22 protein-coding genes are annotated in these 22,878 nt (G+C 52.0%); 14 read left to right on the top strand and 8 right to left on the bottom strand.

The features are described 5' to 3' along the window. The first annotated feature begins 2 nt into the window (after positions 1 to 2). From AB1483_03925 to AB1483_03915, 3 genes are read left to right on the top strand one after another with little or no spacing between them, the layout of a single operon-like run. A complete protein-coding gene (locus tag AB1483_03925) occupies positions 3 to 269 on the top strand; it encodes a DUF4321 domain-containing protein (protein ID MEW6411605.1) in 267 nt (88 codons plus the stop codon). Positions 270 to 299: 30 nt separating this feature from the next. After that, entirely contained in the window at positions 300 to 506 is a 207-nt protein-coding gene (gene tatA, locus AB1483_03920) for a twin-arginine translocase TatA/TatE family subunit (protein ID MEW6411604.1), read from the top strand. 21 nt (positions 507 to 527) lie between these two features. Then, complete coding sequence (locus AB1483_03915; GenBank protein ID MEW6411603.1) at positions 528 to 995, top strand: hypothetical protein; 468 nt, start codon at positions 528 to 530, stop codon at positions 993 to 995. A 124-nt stretch (positions 996 to 1,119) separates the two neighbouring features. Here the strand turns inward: AB1483_03915 and AB1483_03910 are convergent, their stop codons facing one another. Genes AB1483_03910 through AB1483_03900 form a run of 3 tightly spaced genes read right to left on the bottom strand, consistent with a single transcriptional unit; the run spans position 1,120 to position 5,019 of the window. Then, positions 1,120 to 3,582, bottom strand: a complete 2,463-nt coding sequence (locus AB1483_03910; protein ID MEW6411602.1) for a protein kinase — start codon at positions 3,580 to 3,582, stop codon at positions 1,120 to 1,122. 12 nt (positions 3,583 to 3,594) lie between these two features. Then, entirely contained in the window at positions 3,595 to 4,323 is a 729-nt protein-coding gene (locus tag AB1483_03905; GenBank protein MEW6411601.1) for a metallophosphoesterase family protein, read from the bottom strand. Then, on the bottom strand, positions 4,324 to 5,019 hold the full coding sequence (locus AB1483_03900; protein ID MEW6411600.1) for an FHA domain-containing protein: 696 nt from the start codon (positions 5,017 to 5,019) through the stop codon (positions 4,324 to 4,326). It lies immediately after the preceding gene. A 119-nt stretch (positions 5,020 to 5,138) separates the two neighbouring features. Between AB1483_03900 and dusB the strand changes: the two genes are divergently transcribed. Together dusB and AB1483_03890 are read left to right on the top strand one after the other, a co-directional pair. Further along, positions 5,139 to 6,110 carry a tRNA dihydrouridine synthase DusB gene (dusB, locus tag AB1483_03895; protein ID MEW6411599.1) on the top strand — a complete coding sequence of 324 codons (972 nt, stop codon included), beginning with the start codon at positions 5,139 to 5,141 and terminating at the stop codon, positions 6,108 to 6,110. 132 nt (positions 6,111 to 6,242) lie between these two features. Then, complete coding sequence (locus AB1483_03890; GenBank protein ID MEW6411598.1) at positions 6,243 to 7,202, top strand: electron transfer flavoprotein subunit alpha/FixB family protein; 960 nt, start codon at positions 6,243 to 6,245, stop codon at positions 7,200 to 7,202. Positions 7,203 to 7,293: 91 nt separating this feature from the next. On the opposite strand, the gene AB1483_03885 is transcribed toward AB1483_03890, so the two are convergent. After that, the gene (locus AB1483_03885) at positions 7,294 to 8,739 is read right to left on the bottom strand and encodes a PKD domain-containing protein (GenBank protein ID MEW6411597.1); all 1,446 of its coding nucleotides are present in this window, start codon (positions 8,737 to 8,739) and stop codon (positions 7,294 to 7,296) included. A 220-nt stretch (positions 8,740 to 8,959) separates the two neighbouring features. Between AB1483_03885 and AB1483_03880 the strand changes: the two genes are divergently transcribed. The 8 genes from AB1483_03880 (at position 8,960) to AB1483_03845 (ending at position 18,396) form a co-directional block, all read left to right on the top strand. Continuing rightward, the gene (locus tag AB1483_03880; protein ID MEW6411596.1) at positions 8,960 to 10,093 is read left to right on the top strand and encodes an SPFH domain-containing protein; all 1,134 of its coding nucleotides are present in this window, start codon (positions 8,960 to 8,962) and stop codon (positions 10,091 to 10,093) included. After that, positions 10,053 to 11,477, top strand: coding sequence for a hypothetical protein (locus AB1483_03875; GenBank protein ID MEW6411595.1), 1,425 nt, complete (start codon positions 10,053 to 10,055; stop codon positions 11,475 to 11,477). Before AB1483_03880 ends, AB1483_03875 begins: the two co-directional genes overlap by 41 nt. 218 nt (positions 11,478 to 11,695) lie before the next feature. Then, positions 11,696 to 14,281, top strand: coding sequence for a hypothetical protein (locus AB1483_03870; GenBank protein ID MEW6411594.1), 2,586 nt, complete (start codon positions 11,696 to 11,698; stop codon positions 14,279 to 14,281). A gap of 7 nt (positions 14,282 to 14,288) precedes the next feature. Beyond that, positions 14,289 to 15,275 carry a PorV/PorQ family protein gene (locus tag AB1483_03865; GenBank protein ID MEW6411593.1) on the top strand — a complete coding sequence of 329 codons (987 nt, stop codon included), beginning with the start codon at positions 14,289 to 14,291 and terminating at the stop codon, positions 15,273 to 15,275. Positions 15,276 to 15,291: 16 nt separating this feature from the next. Further along, on the top strand, positions 15,292 to 16,185 hold the full coding sequence (locus AB1483_03860; protein MEW6411592.1) for a PorV/PorQ family protein: 894 nt from the start codon (positions 15,292 to 15,294) through the stop codon (positions 16,183 to 16,185). A gap of 22 nt (positions 16,186 to 16,207) precedes the next feature. Further along, complete coding sequence (locus tag AB1483_03855; GenBank protein MEW6411591.1) at positions 16,208 to 17,326, top strand: isocitrate/isopropylmalate dehydrogenase family protein; 1,119 nt, start codon at positions 16,208 to 16,210, stop codon at positions 17,324 to 17,326. A gap of 98 nt (positions 17,327 to 17,424) precedes the next feature. Next, positions 17,425 to 17,886, top strand: coding sequence for a GNAT family N-acetyltransferase (locus tag AB1483_03850; GenBank protein ID MEW6411590.1), 462 nt, complete (start codon positions 17,425 to 17,427; stop codon positions 17,884 to 17,886). A 24-nt stretch (positions 17,887 to 17,910) separates the two neighbouring features. Next, positions 17,911 to 18,396 (top strand): GNAT family N-acetyltransferase, encoded by a 486-nt coding sequence (locus AB1483_03845; GenBank protein ID MEW6411589.1) that lies wholly within the window; start codon positions 17,911 to 17,913, stop codon positions 18,394 to 18,396. 167 nt (positions 18,397 to 18,563) lie between these two features. Here AB1483_03845 and AB1483_03840 read toward each other — a convergent pair whose 3' ends face one another. The 4 genes from AB1483_03840 to smpB are packed head-to-tail and all read right to left on the bottom strand — an operon-like array spanning position 18,564 to position 22,000. Next, positions 18,564 to 19,169: an XTP/dITP diphosphatase gene (locus AB1483_03840; GenBank protein MEW6411588.1), complete on the bottom strand. Its 606-nt coding sequence runs from the start codon at positions 19,167 to 19,169 to the stop codon at positions 18,564 to 18,566. Positions 19,170 to 19,177: 8 nt separating this feature from the next. Beyond that, positions 19,178 to 20,020 carry a glutamate racemase gene (gene murI / locus AB1483_03835; GenBank protein MEW6411587.1) on the bottom strand — a complete coding sequence of 281 codons (843 nt, stop codon included), beginning with the start codon at positions 20,018 to 20,020 and terminating at the stop codon, positions 19,178 to 19,180. A 9-nt stretch (positions 20,021 to 20,029) separates the two neighbouring features. Further along, positions 20,030 to 21,532, bottom strand: a complete 1,503-nt coding sequence (locus AB1483_03830; protein MEW6411586.1) for an N-acetylmuramoyl-L-alanine amidase — start codon at positions 21,530 to 21,532, stop codon at positions 20,030 to 20,032. Further along, positions 21,533 to 22,000, bottom strand: coding sequence for an SsrA-binding protein SmpB (gene smpB, locus AB1483_03825; GenBank protein MEW6411585.1), 468 nt, complete (start codon positions 21,998 to 22,000; stop codon positions 21,533 to 21,535). 456 nt (positions 22,001 to 22,456) lie between these two features. Between smpB and AB1483_03820 the strand changes: the two genes are divergently transcribed. Continuing rightward, the gene (locus tag AB1483_03820; GenBank protein ID MEW6411584.1) at positions 22,457 to 22,858 is read left to right on the top strand and encodes a response regulator; all 402 of its coding nucleotides are present in this window, start codon (positions 22,457 to 22,459) and stop codon (positions 22,856 to 22,858) included. The last annotated feature ends 20 nt before the right edge of the window (positions 22,859 to 22,878 follow it).

The following is a 22,878-nucleotide window of genomic DNA, read 5'->3' as shown; positions in this document are numbered from 1 at the left end:
ACATGAAATCGCGCGAACTTACTTTTATTATTGTCGCTCTGGTACTGGGCGCGGTATTCGGCGGACTGATTGGAGATATTATCGGTACTTTTCTTCCGGCCGGGGCCGCTAAGACGGTTTTTACCAAGGCTATTGTAGTCGGGTTTGACACGGTCAAGGTTGACTTTTACGCGGTTTCGTTCACGTTCGGGCTGAAGTTGAAAATTAATTTTATGTCAATGCTGGTGGTTCTGCTGGTTATTATATATTTTAGATGGTGGTACATTTAAGTTAAACCGGTGTACCAGGAGGTATTTTTTATGTTTGGAATGGGTCCCTGGGAATTGTTACTCATCTTTCTGGTTGTCCTGCTTTTGTTTGGCGCCAAGAGGTTGCCCGATATCGCGCAGGGACTGGGAAAAGGGATTCGGGAATTCAAGAGAGCGATGAAGGATACAACCGATGAGATAAAGGGTTCGATGAACGAACCGCCCACGACGAATGACAAAGAGAAAAAGAACGGTTAATATAAATCGAAATTCGGTTATATGAGTAACAAACCAGCCAAAGAGAAGATTTTCAGCAGAGATGAAGCGGAGAAGATCGGCGGCATACTTGGCGCCGAAAAGATTACCGAAGACAAGGACAAGTTCCGTCTGAAGGTCGTCAATAACGAGGAGCGCCGGAGTCTCTCTCTCGAAATATTCCCGCAAACCTCACTGGGAAAGACGAGAGGAATGCTGGTGGTGGTGTATACCGGCAATTCGCATCTGCAGCTCCATAATTGTACCGGCTACGTGGTGTCGGAGGAGCTCGGCGAAGTAACTTTCGTTTCGGAATCAGGGAGCCGACTTTCGGGACTGGTTGTGGAGCGCGGTGCTTCGTGTTCTCTGTACGCGGCGCTTAACCGGGAGCTGATATCGTCCGATTTCACTCAGCTTGGAGTCGAGGTGATGCTTTCCGGCGTGGCTCTTTCGTTAGCCGAAGAAATACTGTCGGATCAGAAGGAAAAATAGAAAAATTGAAACGTCACGCGTAAAGCGCGACGTCCCTCACTTCCGAGAATTCGGCAGTAATGAGAGAGGCCGCTACCTTAATTGGTAGCGGCTTTTGTTTTTCGCTCTTCTGTCGTTGATGTTATCAGTTCACGAACGATTCGACGAATTCGTGGAGGTCGGCGCTCAGTTCGCTGGCTTTCTGGTATCTCTCGGCGGGGTTCTTTTTGAGAGCCTTGCCGATGATATGGTCGAACAAGAGCGGTATCTGCGGGTTGACGTTCGACGGTTTCTCCGGTTCGTGGTTGAGCGTGGAGTATATCAGCGAAGTGATATTCTCGCCTTTGAACGGCCTGCGTCCCAGGAGCATCTCATAGAGCACCACACCCAGTGAGAAGATATCCGCCCTCTGATCAACCGGCATACCCCTCAATTGCTCGGGGGAAATGTAATTCGGTGTCCCCATGGCAATACCGGTTTTGGTCATGGAGTTGGAATCGATACGGGCGATACCGTAATCCATGACTTTGACGCGATAGTCTTTGAGAACCATGATATTGGCGGGTTTAATGTCGCGGTGGACAATTCCCTGCTCGTGTGCGTACTGGAGAGCGCTGCATATCTGGACGATTATCTGCGCAATGATCTTGTAGTTGAACTTCACTTTCTTTTTGATCATGTCATCGAGCGTCTGACCATCGAGGAATTCCATAGCGATATATTGCAGATGTCCCTCTGAGCCGACATCATAAATCGTCACGATATTTGGATGAGAGAGCTTACCGGCCGCCTGAGCCTCGCGGAACAGGCGTTCTTTCAGCTCTTCCATTTCCGCCGGATCGTTGACGAAGTCGAGACGGATTGTCTTGAGGGCAACGGGGCGGTTAATAGCCGGGTCGATGCCTTTGTAAACATGTCCCATAGCGCCCTTACCCACTGTTTGGGTAATCTGGTATCTTCCGAGATGTGTTATTTTGGGCTGATTGAAGGCTCCGGTGATGGAGCCGGTGTCTTCGCCAACGCTGATTTCGGCCGAATCCGAATCGTCGCGTATTTCTTCGCTTTCACCGGAGATGATTTCAGCAGAAGAGTAGTCGGCTTCGTCCGGGCCGTCCGAGTCTGACTCGTAAACCGGCTCGGCTATTTCGGACGAGTCGAACTGGCCGACTACGGTTTCGGCGGAATCAATTTCAATAGCCTGGTGGTCTTCGGGATAGGCCGGGGCATCATCGTTGATGGCGGTTGTCTCCTGATTTTCGATAGCGCTTGTCTCATCTCTCAGTTGTCGGACCACGACCGGTTGTTCGCTCTGCCCGGCATGCTTGTTTACCTTGATTTTCGGTACTCCGGACCGCCTTGTTTTTGTTTGGCCGGTCGCGTTCAGCATCATCTGTGAGTCCAGAAGCGGCGAAGCCAGCATAAACAAGAACAGCTCAGCTCCAAAGTAGACGGTGTTCACGATGACTTTGAAGGAACTGAAGAGGAAATAATCGATGTTCGCAAGAATTATCATGGCGCCCACGAGAATGACGGCTCGGTACAGCAGCGACACCTGAGGCATGGCGAAGGCACAGATGCCGCCGATGACGAAAATTATAATCAGGCCGAGCAGCGTCGTATCGGTCTTCGGTGTCAAAATGTTGCTATTGATGATGTTCTCGGCCACCGAGGCGGTTATAATTGATCTGGAGACTTGCTTGTGCACCGGTGTTTTGAAGGTCAGACCGTTGGAAAAGTCCTCATAGTCGACAACAACCAGCTTGCCTTTGAGTTTAGCGAGGTCGAATCCTTCGGCGAGAACATCGGCTGCCGAGTAGCGCCGGAAACTGCTTTCGGTCGGGAAGTTCACCAAGAATTCCGATTTGTCGTTTAATGGAATCGTAGACCTGGTGCCGATCTGGATTTCCTTTTTTTCGATAACTTTTATCTGGTCCGGAGGGACTCCGAGATAGACGGCCGCGCCGAGAAGTGATAATGATGGATAATAGTATCCGGAGTAATTCATCACCATTGACTGGTGGCGCAAGACTTTGTCGTCGTCGGGCATGGAATAATCATATCCGAGATAAGGATTGCTCTCGAGCACTTTTTCCGCCGGAAGGAAGACTTTGCGAACCTGCAGGCTGGCGTCTTCTTCCATAATTCCCAGAGGATTGTCCACCGTGACCGAAAAATTGAACAGATATTTGGGGTTTAATGTTGTGTTGATACGGAAGGTAGCCAGAGCTACGTCGTAAGGCATCACAACATTGTTCATCCAGGCGAGTTGTTCGGCCAGGATATCGGTGTAGCCCGCGGAATCCTGACGGGCATCTTCGGATATGACGAAATCGACGACTATCGCCTTGGGTTCGCCGGTAGCGGTGGCTGCCAGAAGATCCCCTATCAGATCGTGGTTCCACGGCCAGTCGCCGTATTCGTTCTGGGCGCGGCTGTCTATGGATACGAAGACGACGTTAGAGATAGCGTCGTCGGAAGCCGTGATACGGCAGAGCAGGTCGTTTATTGATCTTTGCAGGCTATCCAGAGGGGCAAACCCGTTCAAGTACAATAAGGCTACCAGTATCGATATCAGCAGGTACAGAATATATGGTGCGTACTTGTTCATGATTTCCCTGACCTATCTGCCGGCGCTCAGCCGGGTGACCAATGTACGAGGCAATTTCGCCTGTGTCATTTTTTCCTGGGTCGTCTCAATATCATATTCTACCCGGTGGTAGAGGACTTCATATTCATCCGTATCGAAGATGGCGTAACAGGCCCGGGCGTCGTTATCGCGGGGCTGTCCCACCGAACCCACATTTATAAGGTAGCGACCTTCTTCATCGGGCAAAAAGTCGTGTCCCACCTGCATGCGCGGGAGTTCCGGCTCGCGCTCACAGAAAATCTGCGGCACATGAGAGTGCCCGTAGAAGCACAGCTTCGCCGAGAAGCTGTCGAAGGCTTTCCGGGCCGCGTCGGGAGTCATGATATAGTGCCACTGGTCGGGCTGGTGGGGAGACGCGTGTACAAGGAGTATATCCCCGGTCGGGTGGATCATCTCGTATTCCGCGATAATCGACTGCTCGCGGTCGGTGAGTTGCTCACGTGTCCAGTCCGATGATTTCCGGGCGGCCGGATTGTAGTCATCAGTGCCTGTCAGGCCGAGCGCCGTGTACTCGTGGTTCCCCATGAGCTTCACGTCACAGTTTTTCCCGACCAGTTCCAGACAGCTTACCGGGTCGCTTCCATAGCCGATCACATCTCCAAGACAATAGATCTTGTCGACCTTCTGCTTTTCGATGTGGTTAAGAACTGAAACCAGTGCCTCAAGATTACCATGGATGTCCGATATTAAGGCGAGTTTCATTTACTTGCTTCCTTCCACGTATTTGAAGGTCGATTTTCCGACAGTGATCAGGTCGCCGTTTTTGAGGTTGCACACCGTGACCGGCTCTCCGTTCACCAACGTTTTACCTTTCTTACCGAGATTGGTTAATACGTGGGAATTGTTCTCCTTTGTGATTTTCGCCTGGATGGCTGAAAGCCAGAAACCCTTGGCTTTGATGTGGACGAACTTGGCTTTTCCGATAGTGATTACATCGCGATCCAGCTTGAACTCCGAAAAATCCGTGTTCTCTTCGCCGAGAAGGACCGAGCCTCCGTATTTGGAGACGATTTGTTTCTCGACTTTGTCGTTCTCCAGAAGCTTCTTCTGCCGCTTGGTGTTCAGAATCATGGTACCGTCGAAATCATTAGCGGTGTCATGTTCCTGATTGGCCTCGCTGTGATATACCAGGGAGTACTTGCCTATCGTGATAACGTCATCATCGCGCAGAACTTCCTCGGTAATTTTGCGGTTGTTAACGAAGGTTCCATTGAGTGATTCGTTGTCAATGACGATAGCGGCTTTGTCGTTGAACTCAATGAGGGCATGTTTGCGCGAGACACCGCGGTTTTCCAGAACAATGTCATTGTCCTTCGTGCGGCCGATTGACAGGCGCTTTTTTTCGGTCACGATTCTTTCAATGACCTTATCATCGAATTTGACGATTATTTCGGCCATGGGTAGACCCTTTCGGTATATGTTATTCTTTTGTTTTTCTTTTTATATCGCAGTGAGATCCATCTCGGGATGCAATTACATCCCTTGTTGTCCAATAATGACTTAGTTATATTATCGGCATGAGGATGGGAAACTTAAACCTTAACAGAGCAGTCTTGCAGGCTCCGCTGGCGGGTATTTCAAGTCGGCCTTTTCGCGTGCTCGCCATACGGTCCGGAGCCGCCGTAACCTACACCGAAATGGTTTCCTCTGAAGGAGTTGTCAGAAGACAGAGCAAGACCATGGAGTTAATGCAATTCCAGTCAGATGAACAACCGATTGGAATTCAGTTATTTGGCGCGAATCCGGAAGTGATTGGGCAGGCCGCGCGAATAACAGCAAGGGAGTACAAACCGGATATTATTGATATTAATTTTGGTTGTCCGGTCAAGAAAGTGGTAAACAAAAATGGCGGCGCGGCGGTGCTGAAGGATCTTGTTCTGACTGAAGATATTATGAAGGCTGCTGTTGAGGGAGCGGGAGATATACCGGTTACCATAAAGATTCGGACGGGATGGGAAGAGAAGAATCCGGTCTATCTTCGGGTCGGTGAGCTTGCCGAGAAATGCGGTGTAAAGGCCATAACGCTTCATGCTCGAAGCCGGGCAGGGGGCTTTTCGGGTCTTGCCGACTGGTCCGCTATCGCAAAGCTGAAAGAGGCCGTGAATATCGCTGTTATCGGCAACGGCGATGTCTTCACGCCTATTGACGCGAAGAGGATGTTTGACGAAACGGGCTGTGATGCTGTCATGGTGGGGCGTGCGGCGCTGGGCAACCCGTTTATTTTCAGACAAATGAACGTATATTTAAAAAGCGGCAATCTCGAAGCGGAGCCAACACTCGTTGAAAAGTTGGAAACCGCAAAACTTCATGCTCGCCTGGTTGCTGAGCAGTACGGGGAAGAACGGGGTGTTGTCAAGATGCGAAAACATCTGGGATGGTATGTCAAGGGATTGCCCGGTGCCGGCCAGCTTCGCCCCAAGCTGTTTCAGGTTTCTCGTCTGGACGACATAGATGTAATTTTCACGGAGTATCTTGCCAAGCAAGCCTGATGATATTCTTCGGTAGCGTTGATTGGCGAAAAAATCCGATTTCCACCGCCCAAAACAGTTGCCTTAGCGGGTCAGTCATTTTATATTCATCTAAATTGTAGTATCACCTTTGTTTACAAGTAAGGTATTGAGATGAAGATATTTACGATAGCAACGCAAAAGGATGGCAAGCTTCTGGCAGCTTCGTATGAGTTGATCGAGGCGGCTAAGTCGCTGGGTGGAGAGGTTTTCACGGCTATTCTGGCCGAGGATGCCAAGCCGATGGCTTCAGATCTGGCGGCGCGCGGCGGCGGCAAAGTTCTGGCGGTTTCTGCCCCGCAGTTCAGGTATTTCAATGATGATATTTACGTAAAGACCCTGTCCCAGTTGATCGCGAAGTATTCGCCGGATGTTATTATCGGGTCGGCTTCGTTTTACGGAAAGGCCTTGTTTGCCAGACTTGCGGCAGCGATGGACGCGCCGATGGTCTCTGATATTACCGCGCTCACTTTGAAAGGCGATAAATTGACGGCGACGCGCCCGAGTTATGGCGGGTCGGTCATCGCCGAGGTGGTCAACAACAGTGATAAGCCGTTTCTCGCAACCGTAAGAATGAAGGTGTATCCGGAGTCGAAAGATGGCGCCGGAGAAGTTGTTGAAGAGAGGGTGGACGGCAGCGTATTCGAATCGAAGATGGTGGTGAAAGAGGCGAAGGTTGAATCATCGGGCGCTGTTAATCTCACCGAAGCGGATGTAATTGTCGCGGCGGGAAGAGGCCTCAAGGGTGGGGAGAATCTTCCGATGGTTCAGGACCTGGCCAACGTCCTCAAGGGCGCCTTTGGCGCTTCGAGAGCGATTGTCGACGCCGGATGGACGGCATATTCGAATCAGGTCGGTCAGACGGGTAAGACCGTCAATCCGAAACTATACATAGCCGTCGGTATCTCCGGCGCTATTCAGCACCTGGTCGGAATGCAGACCTCCCGGACGATAGTCGCGGTGAACAAAGACAAGGATGCGCCCATATTCAATATCGCCACTTACGGTATTGTTGGTGACGCGTTTGAGATTGTTCCGGCTCTTACGAAGAAGTTCAAAGAGGAGCTGGGCTGATAGAAAAGTCCTTCAGACACTTTTGACTGACACAAAGAAAGCCCGCCGTTTGGCGGGCTTTCGCTATTTTGGTGGGATCGCGCCTGTTTTTTTATAATGCCGGCACTATCAATTCTACCGAATCGGCTACCGAACCACAGTTGTTGCTTTGTATCAGCTTAATCCAGTAGGTGCCTGCCGTATCTGCGGTGGCACTTATCTGTGGTACATTCTGTCCAAGTGATGTTTCACCCAGATACCAGGCCCGGGTGGTAACGATGCCGAGTACGGAAGCATCGGTGAACTGAAATACGCTGCCCGGCAGACCATCTCCGGATAAAGTATCCACCTGAATGATGATGTTGTCCGCCACCAGCGTGTCGCAGAGAAAGATGAGGCTGTCCTCAACCAGCGTATCTGCTCCGCAGGGTCCATAGGCGGCGAGCGTACAGGTGTACACTCCGGTTTCTATATATGCGTGGATGACTGTGTGTCCGGTGTCCGTGAAGCCATCGCCGAAATACCACCTTAAGCTGTCAAAGGCTCCGGTCGAGGCATCTTCGAATTTAACCTGGAACTGCTGGAAGTCGGTTTTACACGCCGAAGTGGATCCAACCACGTTGAAGGCGGCCTCAGTTGCGCTTGACACGTGGATAAAGCCAATTATGGAATCGGTAGCTGCCCCACCGGTGCTTTGAACAGTTAACTTCACGGTATAGTCACCGGCGTACAGGTACGCGTGGGTGGGATTAGCAATACCGTTTGCGACTGTGCCATCGCCGAAACTCCAGAGCTGGCTTTCGGGCGTGAGGACCTCGCCGTCGCCCGGCTGAGATAAGTCCATAAACGTGATTTCATCGTTTGTGCAGACAAAGCTGTCCGAGGCCGCAAACAGCACCGTTGGGCAATTCGATATATCGACATCGAGTGAATACACTCCTTGGCCGCAGGTGTCTGTAGCTGTCAGAGTGACCGAAAAGATGCCTGTGTCTTCATATACGTGGGTGGGATTCCATAAAAACGAAACATTGCTGTCGCCGAAATCCCACAGGTAGTTGATACTTGAGTGGTAAGTCAGCGGCGTGAATGCAATCTCACCACCGGTGCACTGGACAGACTTCGAAGCCGAAAATCTGGCGTCGGTCGCTCCGACATAAACAGATCCGTCCGTAGCCGTGGCCCTGTCCGAGCCGCCGCCTATCGTATCGAGTAGAGTGAGTGTGGGGGTATAGAGTCCCGCTTCAAGGTAAATGTGGGATGGCGCCTGGTAAATGATGGTCGAGTCGGCCGGTATGGTCTCGACCAGCGTGTCACCGTCGCCAAAGGCCCAGGTGTAAATCTGACGGGGGCCGTGTGACTCGTCGACAAATTGAACCATGCATGGCTCGCAACCGATGGGCGGTGTGCTATCGGCCAGAGAAAATTGGGCGTAAGGGGCTCCCGGAATCGTGTCTTCGATCTCTATGACTTCGGTAATCAGTTCGTCGCAACCTGTTTGTATGGCGATGATTAGTAAGGCAGACAGAGCAAAGAGCAGCAGCAATCGTCTTATTGGCATTGGATAATATTCCCTTCGAGCTAGCGGTTCTGGTTTACTTGCTTATATACGCCAGCGGCTCAAAAGTGTCAAATTATTTTTGAGTCAGCAACGTTTTGTAAGGCAGTAGTTTCCGGCTGCGAGTGGATAGGGCTTTCAGGGTGCGATAGCCCGGTTTAAGAAATCGGCGAAACTGACGAAAATAATACCAAACATCTAATTATCCCAGGCAGGAGATATCATGTCGTTATTAATTGAGGTAATTGAGTGGATGGATCCTTCCGGTGATGAGATGATTCACCGAATTCCCCAACAGGGATCTGCCGATTTCAAATTGGGCGCGCAGCTTATTGTCCGAGACAGCCAGATGGCGATATTTTTCAAGGATGGTCACGCGGCTGATTCGTTTACTTGCGGAAGACACACGCTGTCGACGCTCAACGTTCCGATTTTGACGCGGCTTTTGGCGTTCCCGTTCGGGTTCAATTCGCCGTTTCGGGCGGAGGTTTACTTTATCAACCTGAAGGTCTTCACGGAGTTGAAGTGGGGTACCAAGCACCCGGTAACATTCCAGGATAGTAAACTTGGGTTGATCAGGCTTCGTGGACACGGCGCCTTCACGATGAGAATCAAGGAGCCGGTGTTGTTTTTGAACTCAATCGTGGGTCGTCAGTCGCGCTATACCACCGCTGACATCCAGGATTATCTCAGAGACGTGATTATTGCCCGTCTCAACGATATGCTGGGTGAGAATCTGGATTCGATTCTCGATCTGCCGGCCATCTACACTGAATTGGCGGCGGATTTCAAGAAGAGCGTCACCAATGAATTTGACCAGTATGGTCTGGAGCTGGTCGATTTTTATATTTCGTCGATCACTCCGCCCGATGAAGTGAGCAAGCTTATCGACAAACGTTCCGGAATGGAAGCGGTGGGCGATCTGGACAAGTTCCTCAAATTCGAGATGGCCCAAGGGCTCGGTACCCCCGGCGGAACGGCCAGCGCCGGAGCCGGTATTGGAGTCGGCGCGGGCGTTGGTTTAATGGTTCCGGGAATGATGACCAGGGCGTTTGCCCCCGAGCAAACCGAACTTCGCCGTGAGCCGGTCGCGACCGTGACCTGTCCGAAATGCCATACCGATACGCCGGAGCAGTCGCGTTTTTGCTACCGGTGCGGCCATCAGATGTATACCACCAACAAGTGTCCTTCCTGCCAGCACGACCTTCCCACCGAGGCTAATTTCTGTCTGCATTGCGGCTACAAGCTTGATACCAAGCCGACCTGCCCGCATTGTTCGGCAAAGTTAATCCCCGGTTCCAAGTTCTGTGGTGAGTGTGGAAAGGCAGTTGATGCAGACCGAGACCAAAAATCGTAAGAGCGGCTTTTATATCGAGGTCACGTGCCCGGGTTGCGGCAGTGGCCTCGAGCTCAACGAGGATTTTTTTGTCCTGAAGTGCGACCATTGCGGTTCGGTACACAGGGTAGTGATGCCCGATGTGCCTACCGCGTATTTTGTACCCGCCAAGATCGACAGGCGGGAAGCCCGTTTCAGTATCGACCGATATCTCAAAAAGAACGATTTGCCCCTGACAGCTTCGGGGATGGCTCTCAAGCAGGTCTATTACCCCTATTGGAAAGTTGACGCTATTCTGTTCAAGTTGCGCAACAAGGCGTATGAGCGGGTAGTTGTCGCCGAGAGTGAGTACAACGATCCGGTATCGGTGACACACGAACGGACCGAAATCAACCTCACGCCTTATATCGCCACCTGCGCCGCGGGGTCATACTTTGACGGTGTGCCGGCATCGATCGGCATGCGGGCGGAATATATCAGGATGCTTCCGTACTCAGTGGAGAATCTTCAGGAGGATTTTGACTCCCTGCCGATTGTCACCACCTGGGAGGATGTCCGTGCGGACTTGAAGACGAAGATGGGGATTATCTCCGATGTTGACCCGGCCAGTTTCGGCAAAAACGTAACCGAGTTGTTTCATCCCAAGGCCTCGCTGGTTTATTTCCCATTTCTGGTTTTCGAATCTTACACTCAGGGTGGTTTTAACCGGTACGTGGTAGATGGTGTTTCGGGCAGAGTGCTCGATCATGTTCGCCAACTCGATACCGACAGGCAGGCCGATTACCCCGAGAGCCCGGATATCGAGTTTGGGGCTTTATCAGTGGAACATCACCGCTGTCCCAATTGCGGGCTGGACCTGCCGCCGGAGCAATCGTGGGTTTATATTTGCCACAATTGCCAGCAGCTGGTGGTAATAGGCGGAAATGACGGGATAGTCGATCAGGTCTTTCGGGCGACGGGAAGTGACTTGCCCGGGGACCGGGCGTTCCCATTCTGGGCCTTTACTATTCCCGATGAGGACGCCAGGCGGGTAAAAGCCATGTTTGGGGGAGTCCACAACTCCAACCAGTTGGTAATACCGGCCTTTAAGACCCGTAATTTCGACGCCATGTATCGGCTCGCCAGGCGGATATCCCCGGCTCTGCCGAGACTTGAAATGGAGGCGGTGGAGAATTTTGACGACAGTTACGATCCTGTTAGGATTAGCCTTGATGAGGCCCTGATGTTGGCCGACGTGATTATTTACCGGCAGAGCTATTCATCGCCCCGCAGGGCGCAGGAGTCGGCCGCAACCTTCGCCCCGCGAGGGGTCAAGTTGATTTATGTTCCTTTCCACCTGGAAAACTACTTCTACGTGGACTCCCTCTTAAACGCCGTCACTTTCGAAAAAAGCCTCGCCCGGTGATTTTCGGAAACCTTTGCCTTCAGACGGGTTATAACTACCAACTGAACCACTCAAGACCGGCTTAATTATCTTGCTTCCGCAGGCATTTTTGGGTATTTTCGTCCCTGAGTCGGTAACGAGAACATTGGATTAGATGACCCTTAATTAGTAAAGTAATCATTGTGGCGCCGTGCGACCCCGTGCCGAGGGTTGTACGGTCTGTTTTTTTGGAGCATGATGTGATAAAGAAAACCATCAAAAGTACCTGTTTGATCGGTCTGTTGGCGGCCGTAGCCTTTCCCGGTCTGGTTTGGGCCGGAATCGCGACGACTTACGACGCTCCCGACAGCGGATATATTAGTAATGTTGTCATTGATATCGTTGAGCACAACGGCGGTGTCTGGTTTGCCACCAGTGAGGGAGTGAATTTCTCCTTCGATAACGGACAAACATGGTTGTCGTATGATAATACCAACGGATTGGTCAGCAACAACGTGTCGGCGATTTTTTCACTGCCCAACGGTCCGAGTTCAGACCGTATCTGGGTGGGAACATCGCATGAAATTGAATTCCAGGGGGATTTGTACCAGTATTCCGACGCTGTGTCATATTCCGATGACGATGGCGACGCCTGGACACAGATCATTTTTGACTCCACCGGTTTGGACATACCGTATGTTTTTGGTGTAGATCGGACAGTCTATGATATCGCCGGCCATTATGATCCGGGCGATCCGGCCGACGATTGGCTTTTCTTCACGGCGTTTGCCGGCGGACTTCTGGCGTCGCGGGACGCCGGTATAACCTGGCGCAGGATATATTCATCACGAGCGGACTCCGCGCAGTTCAACAATGAAGATGGCGCGCCGCCGTCGTTTCGCAACCGGTATTTCTCCTGTGCCGTGGATACTTCGCACGGTGATTCACTTCTGCTCTGGGGTGGTACGGCTGAAGGCTTTTTCGAATACATTTTTGCCGCGCCAAGGGATAAAGCCTATAATAAGCACATCAATCGAATCGCTTTCTGTGAAACGTGCCCCGAGGACAGCAACTTCATGTACCTTGCCGGCGAGGAGGGGCTGACACGCAGCTTGAAGACCGGTAGTCCGTATATAACACGTATGGAAGAGGATGGTCTTCCCGGGCAGGCGGTGATCAGCGTTATCGACTACGGCGGGCGCATTTATGCTGGTACGGTCGATCCGTTGGACAGCAGTTCCACCGGTCTGGCCGAGTCGATTGACTTTGGCGAAAGCTTCACTACATCGACATCGTTCACCGAAACCGGCGCCAACAACAGAATTCAGGACTTTACCGTTATGAACGGCCGTTTATACATGGCGGCGGAAGAAGCGGGACTGTATGTCACCGAGGATAACGGTATATCATGGGCCCCGGTGGTCTTTACGCCCCCGGACCCCGCGCACGGTATAGTCAACGCCCTCTGTACCTGGGCGGATACGCTGATCATCGGAACCGACTCGGGCGTTGGTTTTCTCTTTATGGATCCGGCGGGCGTAATCGACTCGACCCGGTTCTTCACATTTCCGGAGACAGATTCGAGTTCGGCGCAGGTAATTCGGATCAAGACTCAGACGTATCTTGATACGCTGGTGATCTGGACAATCAACCGGCCCATGACGGAAAGCGGAACGCCGATAGTTGGACGTTCGCTCAATAATGGTCAAACGTTCGCCCGCATGCAGGTTGGCGTGACTTCATACGATATCAACTTTTTCGGTGACTCGGCTTTCGTCGTGACCGAGGACAGGATCAGGCTGTCGGACGATGGTGACAATCCGGATGAGATATACCAGGTAAGAGAATTTCAGAGCGGTGTTCCATCAGACTCACTTGACCTCGACATTATCACGGTCATGGAAGTGCTGGGTGACACGGTTTACCTCGGCACGGATAATGGTTTTGCCGTTTCCTTTGACCGCGGGGATAACTGGGATATCCGAAGGGTAAACAAAGACACGCTCGCCCCGGATGCGGTGTTACAGTACACGCAGTCGATCCAGGGTATCAACGGTGATTTTATACCGGCAATCGAGGTTCAGAATCTTGAGGACACGCTTTCGCGCATATGGGTTTCCTGTCGGCCCGCGCTTGAGGGAGTAACCGGTATATCTGTTGGGCGGATCGATCAGGCCTGGCGTTATTTTTATGATTCGACCGGCGCGATTGTTGACAGTGACTACGTTTACCTTTACAACTGGGACAGTGTTTATCACGACTATGCCTGGAATTTTGCCTTTGATGGTGACAGGGTGTTCGCGGCCACCAACGGTGGTGTCATTTATGCCGAGGGAACGAACCTGCTTCAGGGTGACCTGGCCTGGGATACGCTGGTTTTGCAGGACAGTCTGGGGGATCCCTTTCTTCTGCCGCAGACGCCTATTTACGCGGTTGAGGTTATCGGCGACTACCTCTGGGTTGGCACCGATGATCGCACGGTGCGAGTAAGCCTCGATGATTTCACCGACCAGACACCGTTCTTTGTGGTTGACCCGGCCAGTGAGGTATATGCGTTCCCGGTGCCGTTCAGCCAGTCGCTGGATCAGGCGGTGGAGTTTCATTTCGTTGTCGAGCAGGATGCTTACGTGACGCTGGAGATATATGACTTCGCCATGAATCTCGTTCGTCGGGTTATTGACAATCAGTACTATCCGGCCGGGATTTATCCGACGGCAGGTTCGGGCCGAAGGACCTGGGACGGAGTCAACGGCAGGGGCGATGTCGTGGCGGTCGGCATGTATTATTTCAAGCTTGAGTATTCAACCGGCGAAGTCCAGTGGGGCAAGCTGGCGGTGATACCGTAAGGAGGCAATGATGTTTTGGAAGTATACTATATCTGTCCTCGTGATCTTCGGATTGGCGGTGACCGTTAGCGCTGAAGACGGTAATGGCGGTTATGCCGCGCCGTTTCTTGAGATTCCAATCGGGGCACGTCCGGCTGGTATGGGCGGCGCCTTTATCAGTATTGCTGATGATGGCGCGGGTATGTTTTTCAATCCGGCGGGGGTGTGCGAGATAAGAAACACTCTCTTCTCGTCGTCTTACCGGCTGATGGACCTCGACCGTACATTGACGCACGCCTCGTTTGTTATCCCAACCGCCAACAAGTCGGCGCTGTCTTTCAGCTGGCTGTATGCCGGTTCGGGGGATGTTGAAGCCCGCAACTCCGACGGCGACAAACTGGGTTATGAATTTGGAATGGACAATCATAAATTCAGTTTCGCGTTTTCGAAAAGGTTTGAAGACTTTCTGGCGGCCGGTATCAGCGGCAGTTATCTTCATTCGAGTTTTTCGGAGATGACCAGTTTCTCGGTTTCGCTGGACCTGGGCTTGATACTTTATTTCGATCAGTTCAAGACCCGCGAACAGAGGGAGGCCGCCTCAATCAGAGATCTTCAGGCAGGGATAGTGGTGCGCAATATCGGCGCAAATTACAGGTGGAACAACGAGAATTTCCTCGGCGCGCGAGGAATAGAGGCGCTGCCTTACGAGGTTGAGGACAAAGTACCGCTTGAGTTCGGCGCGGGAGGTTCCGCGCGCTTTTTCAACAGAAAGCTGCTCACCGCGGTCGACCTGGTCGCCAATACGGAAAGTGATTTCGCGCTGCATGGCGGCCTGGAGTATTTCCTTTCGCCGCAGTTCGCGCTGAGGACCGGATATTCCGATAAGAGCTTCACGGCCGGAACCGGTTATGTGTTCAAGCTCAGCGGTTTCGTGGCGGCGATAGATTATGCTTTTTCGAGCGAAAAGGTAGACGAGGGTTCCGAGCACATCTTCTCGTTCGATGTGCTGTTCTAAAGGACGAATAATGCTGATGATGTTCAGATATCTGGCCATAGCGCTCCTATTGATGTTTGCGGCGAGTTCGGTTTCGGCTGATGACGGTCTGGCGTTGATGAAAATCGAGCATGGCGCTCGTCCGGCAGGTATGGCTTCCGCGGTGGTGTCATTGATCGATGATCCCAACGGCGTAGCTTACAACCCGGCGAGCATTGTGGGCCTGGATGCTTTCACCGCATCATTCGGCCACACATCGTACTGGGAAAACGTGAGGCTCGAATCCGGGTATTTCGCCATGAATTTGTCAAGGAGAGTCTTTCTGCACGGCGGGATTCGGTTCGCCGTCATCGATGAAATCGAGCAGCGATTGCTTCCGACACTTGAGCCGGAGAATTATTTCGATGCCCACGATGTGTCATTCAAGTCCGGCGCGTCTTACCGTTTCTCCGAGAAGGTGTCGGTAGGACTGTCGATGGGGTGGTTTATCGAGAAGATTGAGGGCTGGCGCGGCTCGGCTTTCAATGCCGATTTCGGCTTTCTCGTCATGCCGAATCCGCATCTCAATCTGGGAGCATCGGTGACGAACCTGGGCGGTGATTTCCAGTTGGAGAAATCAGGTCAGCCGGGTTCGCGCGATATCTCGCTTCCGACGAGATATACGGCGGGGGCGTCATACACCTGGGAAAAATACACCGGCGCGGCGGATGTGGTTATCGTTGATGATGAGGCGCATTTACATCTTGGCGCCGAGGGCCGTCTGCACGAGCTGTTTCAGCTTCGCGCGGGCTATATGTTCAACTATGACAGCAAGAATATCACGGCGGGCGCCTCTTTCACCAAGCGCAACTTCGCCGTTGACTATGCTTTCGTGCCTTATGAAAATGATTTGGGAACATCACATATAATAAACCTTACTTTCAGGCTTTAACTTTTAGGGAGAGCTAATACGAATGGCAAAGTACAAAATCGCATGGCTGCCCGGCGACGGCGTAGGCAACGATGTAATGGAAGCGGCAAAGATAGTCTTGGATAAGGTCGGTCTCGACGCCGAATATATCCACGGAGATATCGGCTGGGAGTTCTGGCGGACCGAGGCTAATCCACTTCCTGATCGTACTATCGACCTGCTCAACAATACCGATTGCGCCCTCTTCGGCGCCATTACTTCGAAACCCAAGGAAGAGGCGGAGAAAGAGTTGATCCCGGAGCTTCAGGGCAAAAAGCTCGTTTACTCTTCGCCGATCGTTCGTCTGCGGCAGGAGTTCAATCTTCGAACGAACCTGCGCCCGTGCAAGGCGTACGCGGGCAACCCGCTCAACTATCGCGATGATATCGATATCGTGGTGTTCCGCGAGAATACCGAAGACCTCTATGTCGGTGTCGAATTCCATCCGCTTCCGGATGAGGTCCGCGATGCCATTAAGAAACACAACAAGAAGATGGCCCGTTTCGATTCCACGCCGGGCAAGGATATTGCCGTGTCGCTTCGCATAAACACGCGCAACGGGTGCCGCAATATTATTACCGACGCATTCGAATATGCCAAGAAATTCGGCCGTAAGAGCGTGACGGTGGTTGAGAAACCCAATGTCATTCGCGAGACCTCCGGTCTGATGGTTCGCACCGCCCGCGAGGTGGCCAAGAACTATCCCGGCATCGAATTGTGGGAGACCAATATCGACGCCATGTGCATGTGGCTGGTGAAGAACCCGCAGGATTATTCTGTGCTGGTAACCTCGAACATGTTCGGTGATATCGTTTCCGACCTCTGCGCGCAGCTGGTCGGCGGGTTAGGATTTGCTTCGTCCGGTAATATCGGGGACAAGTATGCCGTGTTCGAGCCAACACACGGCAGCGCTCCGAAATATGCCGGTATGTACAAAGTCAATCCGATGGCGATGCTTCTGACAGTCAAGATGATGCTTGACTGGCTGGGCGAAGACGCCAAGGCTGACAAGCTCGAAGCGGCTATTGCCGACGTGATTAAAGAGGGTAAGGCTCGCACCTATGATATGGGCGGGACCAGCACCACTCTTGAAATCGCCGAGGCTGTGGCGGCCAGGCTGTAGCGCGTCACAGAGAATATTATTTCTGGGCGGGTGAGTTTCATTGCTCACCCGCTTTTTTCTTGTAGACAAAACCAGACTTTTGACGTATAAATTGGCTGATGGTCGAATTCAAACAGGCAGAAACGGCAGCCCAGCTTACCACCGTTCGCGGGCTTTTCACGGAATACGCTAACTGGCTCAATTACCGAACCTGTTTCGAAGGGTTCGAAAAGGAACTCGACGGACTTCCCGGTGAGTACGGCCCCCCCGAAGGGTGTCTTTTACTGGCCTTGTATGAGGACAAACCGGCCGGATGCGTGGCTTTGAGGAAGGTCAAGAACGGGGTTTGTGAGATGAAGCGGCTGTGGGTTCGCGACAAATTCCGGGGTAAAAATATCGGCTGGAATCTCGCCGAGGAAATCATCGCGCGGGCGCGCAAAATGGGGTATAAGATGATGGTCCTGGAGACCATCCCCATGATGGAGCGGGCGATTTCGATCTATCAAATTCTCGGCTTCAAACAAACAGCGGTTAATAAAATCGGAAACGACCAGGTCATACGCATGGAGCTACAGTTGTAGCTTCGGAATGCCGACAACCTATTTATGGTTGAAATAATCCAGGCCACCACGAAAGAACATCTGGCAGCGGTTTACGAGCTGTTTCGGGAGTATATCGAGTCGCTCGGTTTTGACCTCTCTTTCCAGAATATCGAGGAAGAAATTGCCAACCTTCCGGGAGAATATGCTCCACCGGAAGGACGTTTGTATTTGGCGCTGTGCGATGGCCAGCCGGCCGGCTGTGTGGGCTTGCGCCAGCTTTCGAGCGTTATCTGTGAGATGAAGCGAATGTGGGTGAGGCCGCAGTTCCGGGGCAAAAAGATAGGCCACACGCTGGCGGAGAAGGTGGTCGAAGATGCCCGCGCGATAGGCTACCGCAAGATGGTACTGGATACTATCGACACCATGGCCGAGGCGATGGCAATCTATCGGTCGCTCGGTTTCAAATCAGTTCAACCGTATTACTACAATCCAATCGATGGCGCGACGTTCTTCGAGAAGGACCTGACCGAAGATACGGTCAAATCATAATCCGTATTAAGATTTAATGGAGGTGTCAGGTCACAATTTCCGAAGACGGAAATCAAGACCTGACACAACGGAGTGAAATGTCGTGGCGACGTGAGGTCACAATTTCCGCAGATGAAAATCAGAAGCTGATATAGCAATGTCTGTGAAATTCAGATTGATTGTCCCGCTCAGTCGCGAAGGCTGTTGAGGCGGTCGATTATTACCGTGCGGACTTCCTGAAGAGCTTTTCCTCTGTGAGATACCAGATTCTTTTCCTCGAGCGTCATCTCAGAGAAACGTTTGCCTGCCGGTGGATAGTAAAACAAAGGGTCATAGCCGAACCCGCTGCTTCCGGATGTTTCACCCGCGATGAAACCCTCCGCCACACCTTCGACCGTCTGGACATCATCGACTCCCCAGCAGATAGCCATTACGCACCGAAAGCGAGCCGTGCGTTTTTCATCCGGGACGCCTTCAAGCTCTTTGAGGAGCTTGCGATTGTTATCGGCGTAGGTGACCTTCTCACCGGCATACCTTGAAGAATATACGCCGGGAGCGCCATTCAGAGCATCGACCTCAAGGCCGCTGTCATCGGCCAGAGCGGGCAGGTCACAGAATTCCGAGATAGCGCGGGCCTTGAGGACAGCGTTTTCTTCGAGGGTTGTTCCGGTTTCCTCGACATCGGGGAATTCAAGGAAATCGTTTCGGGTCATAATCGTGACCGGAAGGTCATCGAGCAGATGCCGGATTTCCCTGATTTTATCTTCGTTATTTGTGGCCAGGACTAGTTGCATGTGGTTTGCTAATACCTGCTTATATCCACCCTCGTGATGCGGCTGACTTCGCGGCCCAAGAAACGTGAGGCGACACCGGAAAATCGCTCCGGTACATCACTGACAAAATATTTCGTCTCGCCTTCAGGACAGGGCGTCTGCGACGCGTGGGGGTTGAGAAGGTTCATCTCGGAGAGGAGTTCGTTGACTACCCGCGCGGTTTCCTCGGCGCTGTCAATCAATTGAACGTTGTCGCCCATAACATCACCAATGACATGCTTCAGCAGTGGATAGTGTGTGCACCCCAGCACGAGTGTGTCAACATCGACATCCTTCATTGTCTGAAGATAATCGCTGGCTATAAGATAAGTAGCTTCTTTGTCAATATATCCTTCCTCGGCCAGCGGCACAAACAGGGGGCAGGCGAGGGAGAAGACTTTCAATTTGGGGTCGATCTCATGGATACATTTGGCGTAGGCATTGGAGCCGATAGTAGCGTGAGTGCCGATAATGCCGATCTTACCACCCTTTGTCCTCTCGGCGGCGGCGCGGGCTCCCGGCTCTATTACGCCTATCATTTCGACGGGATAATCCCGCTTGATTTCAGGCAGCGCTACCGATGACGCTGTGTTGCAGGCAGACACGATGAACTTGACTTTTTGCTCGATGAGAAAGGCGACATCCTGCCTCGTAAACTGGGTAATGATATCCTTGGAGCGCCCGCCATACGGGGTTCTGCCAACATCGCCGAAATAGACGCAGTCTTCAAAGGGGAGGAGATTGAATATCTCTTTCAGTACTGTAAGGCCGCCCACCCCGGAGTCAAAGACGCCTATGGGTGCTTCACGATCGGATTTTATCGGTTTGCTCATTTATGTATCCTATTGACTTTCGTATTTGGCTTTGAAACGTTTAATGGCGTCGTAGACGGCTTTGGCGACATCCTTCTGGTAGTCGTCTTTCTTAAGAAGTTTCTCCTCGGTCTGGTTGGAGATAAAGCCGGCTTCGACGAGGATGGAGGGGGCAAAGACCATGTTGAGAACGTAAAACCCGGCTTGATCGACGCCGCGGGCGGGGATTTTCAGGTTTCGCCTGAACTCGCGATCAAGCATCATGGCCAGATCGTGCGATTCCGCCTGGAATTCAGTCATAATCATCTCGTTGAGAATGGTGAGGATGGGGTCATCGTAGGTGAGGCCGCTGCTGTTATTGTTGTTTTCAGGCTCCTGCTCGCGGAAGAAGGCGCTGTTTTCGAACTGGGCGACAGCGCGGGCGGAGTCATTCTTGGCGGGAGCCAGAAAGAAGACGTTCCAGCCCTGCACGTGTTGTTTTAGCGACGAATTAGCGTGGATTGAAATGAAAAGGTCGGCCGAAGCTTTGTTGGCGATGTCGGCCCTTTCCTGAAGTGTGACGGTTTCATCGCGATCACGTGTCATCACGACCTTGAACTGCTTGTCCTTGCGTATCAGTTTGGCCAGTTCCTTGGCGATTCCCAGAGCGACATCTTTCTCACGGGTGCCTTTCTGCCCGATAGCGCCATAGTGCGCTCCACCGTGTCCGGCATCGATCACGATCACATCGATTTTATCATCGGGGCCGATCTTCGGGGTGGTGTCGCTGGGTTCCATATCGAAATTTACATCGGCAATAGAAATCTGAATTCGAGGTGGATCCATCTGAACCTTGTGCGTCCATTTGTCGACTTTTCGCTTGAGCCGGATTGACAACTGGCCGACCTGCGATTGCTGATGGGTCTTGAGGTCGTACATGTATCGGGAATCCCGGCGGGACTGGAGGCGCGGGATGTTCAATTTGCCGTCGCGTATCGATACATTGATCCAGTTACCTTCAGTGACGAAAATGTCATAAGCCAGCGCGCTGGTCAGATAGATTTCAATGAGAAGGCCGTTGGCTTTAGCCGACATCGTCATATCGGTAACATTGAAATATTCCGAGTCAACCCTGATTGTGTTGGACTGGCCCACCCACGTTATCTTCTGGTAGGACACGTGATCGAGAAACGGGATAAATGTCACGGCCGGCAGATACAGTTGACCTTGGATAAACTGCGCCGGATATGTTAGATTGAACAAACTGTCGTTGCGCTTGAAATAGGGCGAGCCAACAACGAAAACAAAGCGGTTGGTATCCTGAGTGTAGATTATCTCGTGACCGACCAGCGACCAGTCGAGCGAGCCGCCGATAATATCGGCGAACTCCGAGAAAGAGATATATTCGATCTCGCGGTCATTATAGGCTTTGATTTCCTGAGTTGTGCCGGAGATCGCGACCTTGACATTTTCGGCCGACACGATCGGTGCGGCGAAAGCCAGGGCGAGGGCGATCAGGAAGTTGACGGAAATCAGTCGGTATATCGAATTCATCTAATAGTCTTTCTTGGTGGCGCGCTGGATCCTTTTATCCGCTTCGCTTTTGGCAATCGCTTCTCTTTTGTCATACCTTTTACGTCCGGCCGCCACCGCCAGTTCGACTTTGGCGACTTTCCCCTTGAAATAAATGGAAAGAGGGATCAGGGTCATGCCACGCTGCTCGGTTTGCACGGACAACTTGCGTATCTCCCTTTTGTGCAACAGCAGGCGCCGCAGCCGCATCGGGTCGTGACCGCCATCGGAAGCCATTTTATACGGGGAAATGTGCAGGTTCTTAAGCCACACCTGACCGTTCTCAATAAAGGCGTAAGAATCGGCAATATTGATTTTTCCGTCACGAAGCGACTTGACTTCGGTGCCGACCAGCTCGATGCCCGCCTCAATGGTGCTGTGGATTTCGAAATCGTGTCGAGCCTTGCGATTGCGCGAGATGATTTTTATGTTATCAGCCTCTTTCATCACCGCATAGGATAGTCTGTTTGCCCCCCAATGGCAATTTTAAAATGGCCCGGCGCACCGGCCGTGGAGTGCGAATCTCTTTGTACCGCGAAGAGAGGCATCTGCGAATGAGTCGATTCCCCGCCGGGCATCCTCTTCCGGCGGCGAGTTATCTGAGGCGGCAGTGAAGCGGTGTCGTACCGTATTGAGATTCTTTTGGACCTGTGAGGTGCCTTTGGCAGTTGCTGCTGAAGAAGAGTCGCGGAGCAGAAAATTTTCCCTGATATTTCCGCCTGAGTTGGAATTTGTGAGTCCGGGCTCAAGCATCGATCTTAAGGGGTTGTTATATAGCGGGTTACGTCACTACCACTAACCCTATTCATCTGGTGAAATCGGCTTAAATAGTGTAAAGTTTTTAGTCGAGAGTTCCGACACTATAAACAAGTACAAGAAGTGTAAGGACTTTAAGTTAGATATATTATGTCCTACAAAGTAGAGATAAATACTGCCAAAGTCCTGGTTGTCGATGACGAACCGGAGATAACGGAGATCGTTGAGACATTCCTCGTCGAGCACGGTTTCAAAGTTCAGACTGAGAATTCTCCCAATAGAGCTATCGAAAAAGCCAGGGCGTTCAAGCCCGATGTTATCCTGCTGGATATCATGATGCCAGGGGTTGACGGTTATGATATCTGTCAGTCTCTCAAGAGCGACCCCGAGTTCGCCAATGTGCCGGTAATCTTCCTGACAGGGAAAGACCGCACCGACGATATGGGTAGATCGTTTAAATCGGGCGGCGACATGTTTATCAAAAAGCCGTTTTCGTGCGAGAGACTTCTGGAAATAGTCAGTATCGTTTTGATGTCCACCGGTAAGCACTAATGCCCGCCTGAGCGGCCCGG

The sequence above is a fragment of the Candidatus Zixiibacteriota bacterium genome (assembly GCA_040756055.1).
Taxonomy (GTDB): Bacteria; Zixibacteria; MSB-5A5; order GN15; family FEB-12.
The sequence above is the reverse complement of the archived record's forward strand: the minus strand, read 5'-3'. Positions and strand labels throughout refer to the sequence as shown.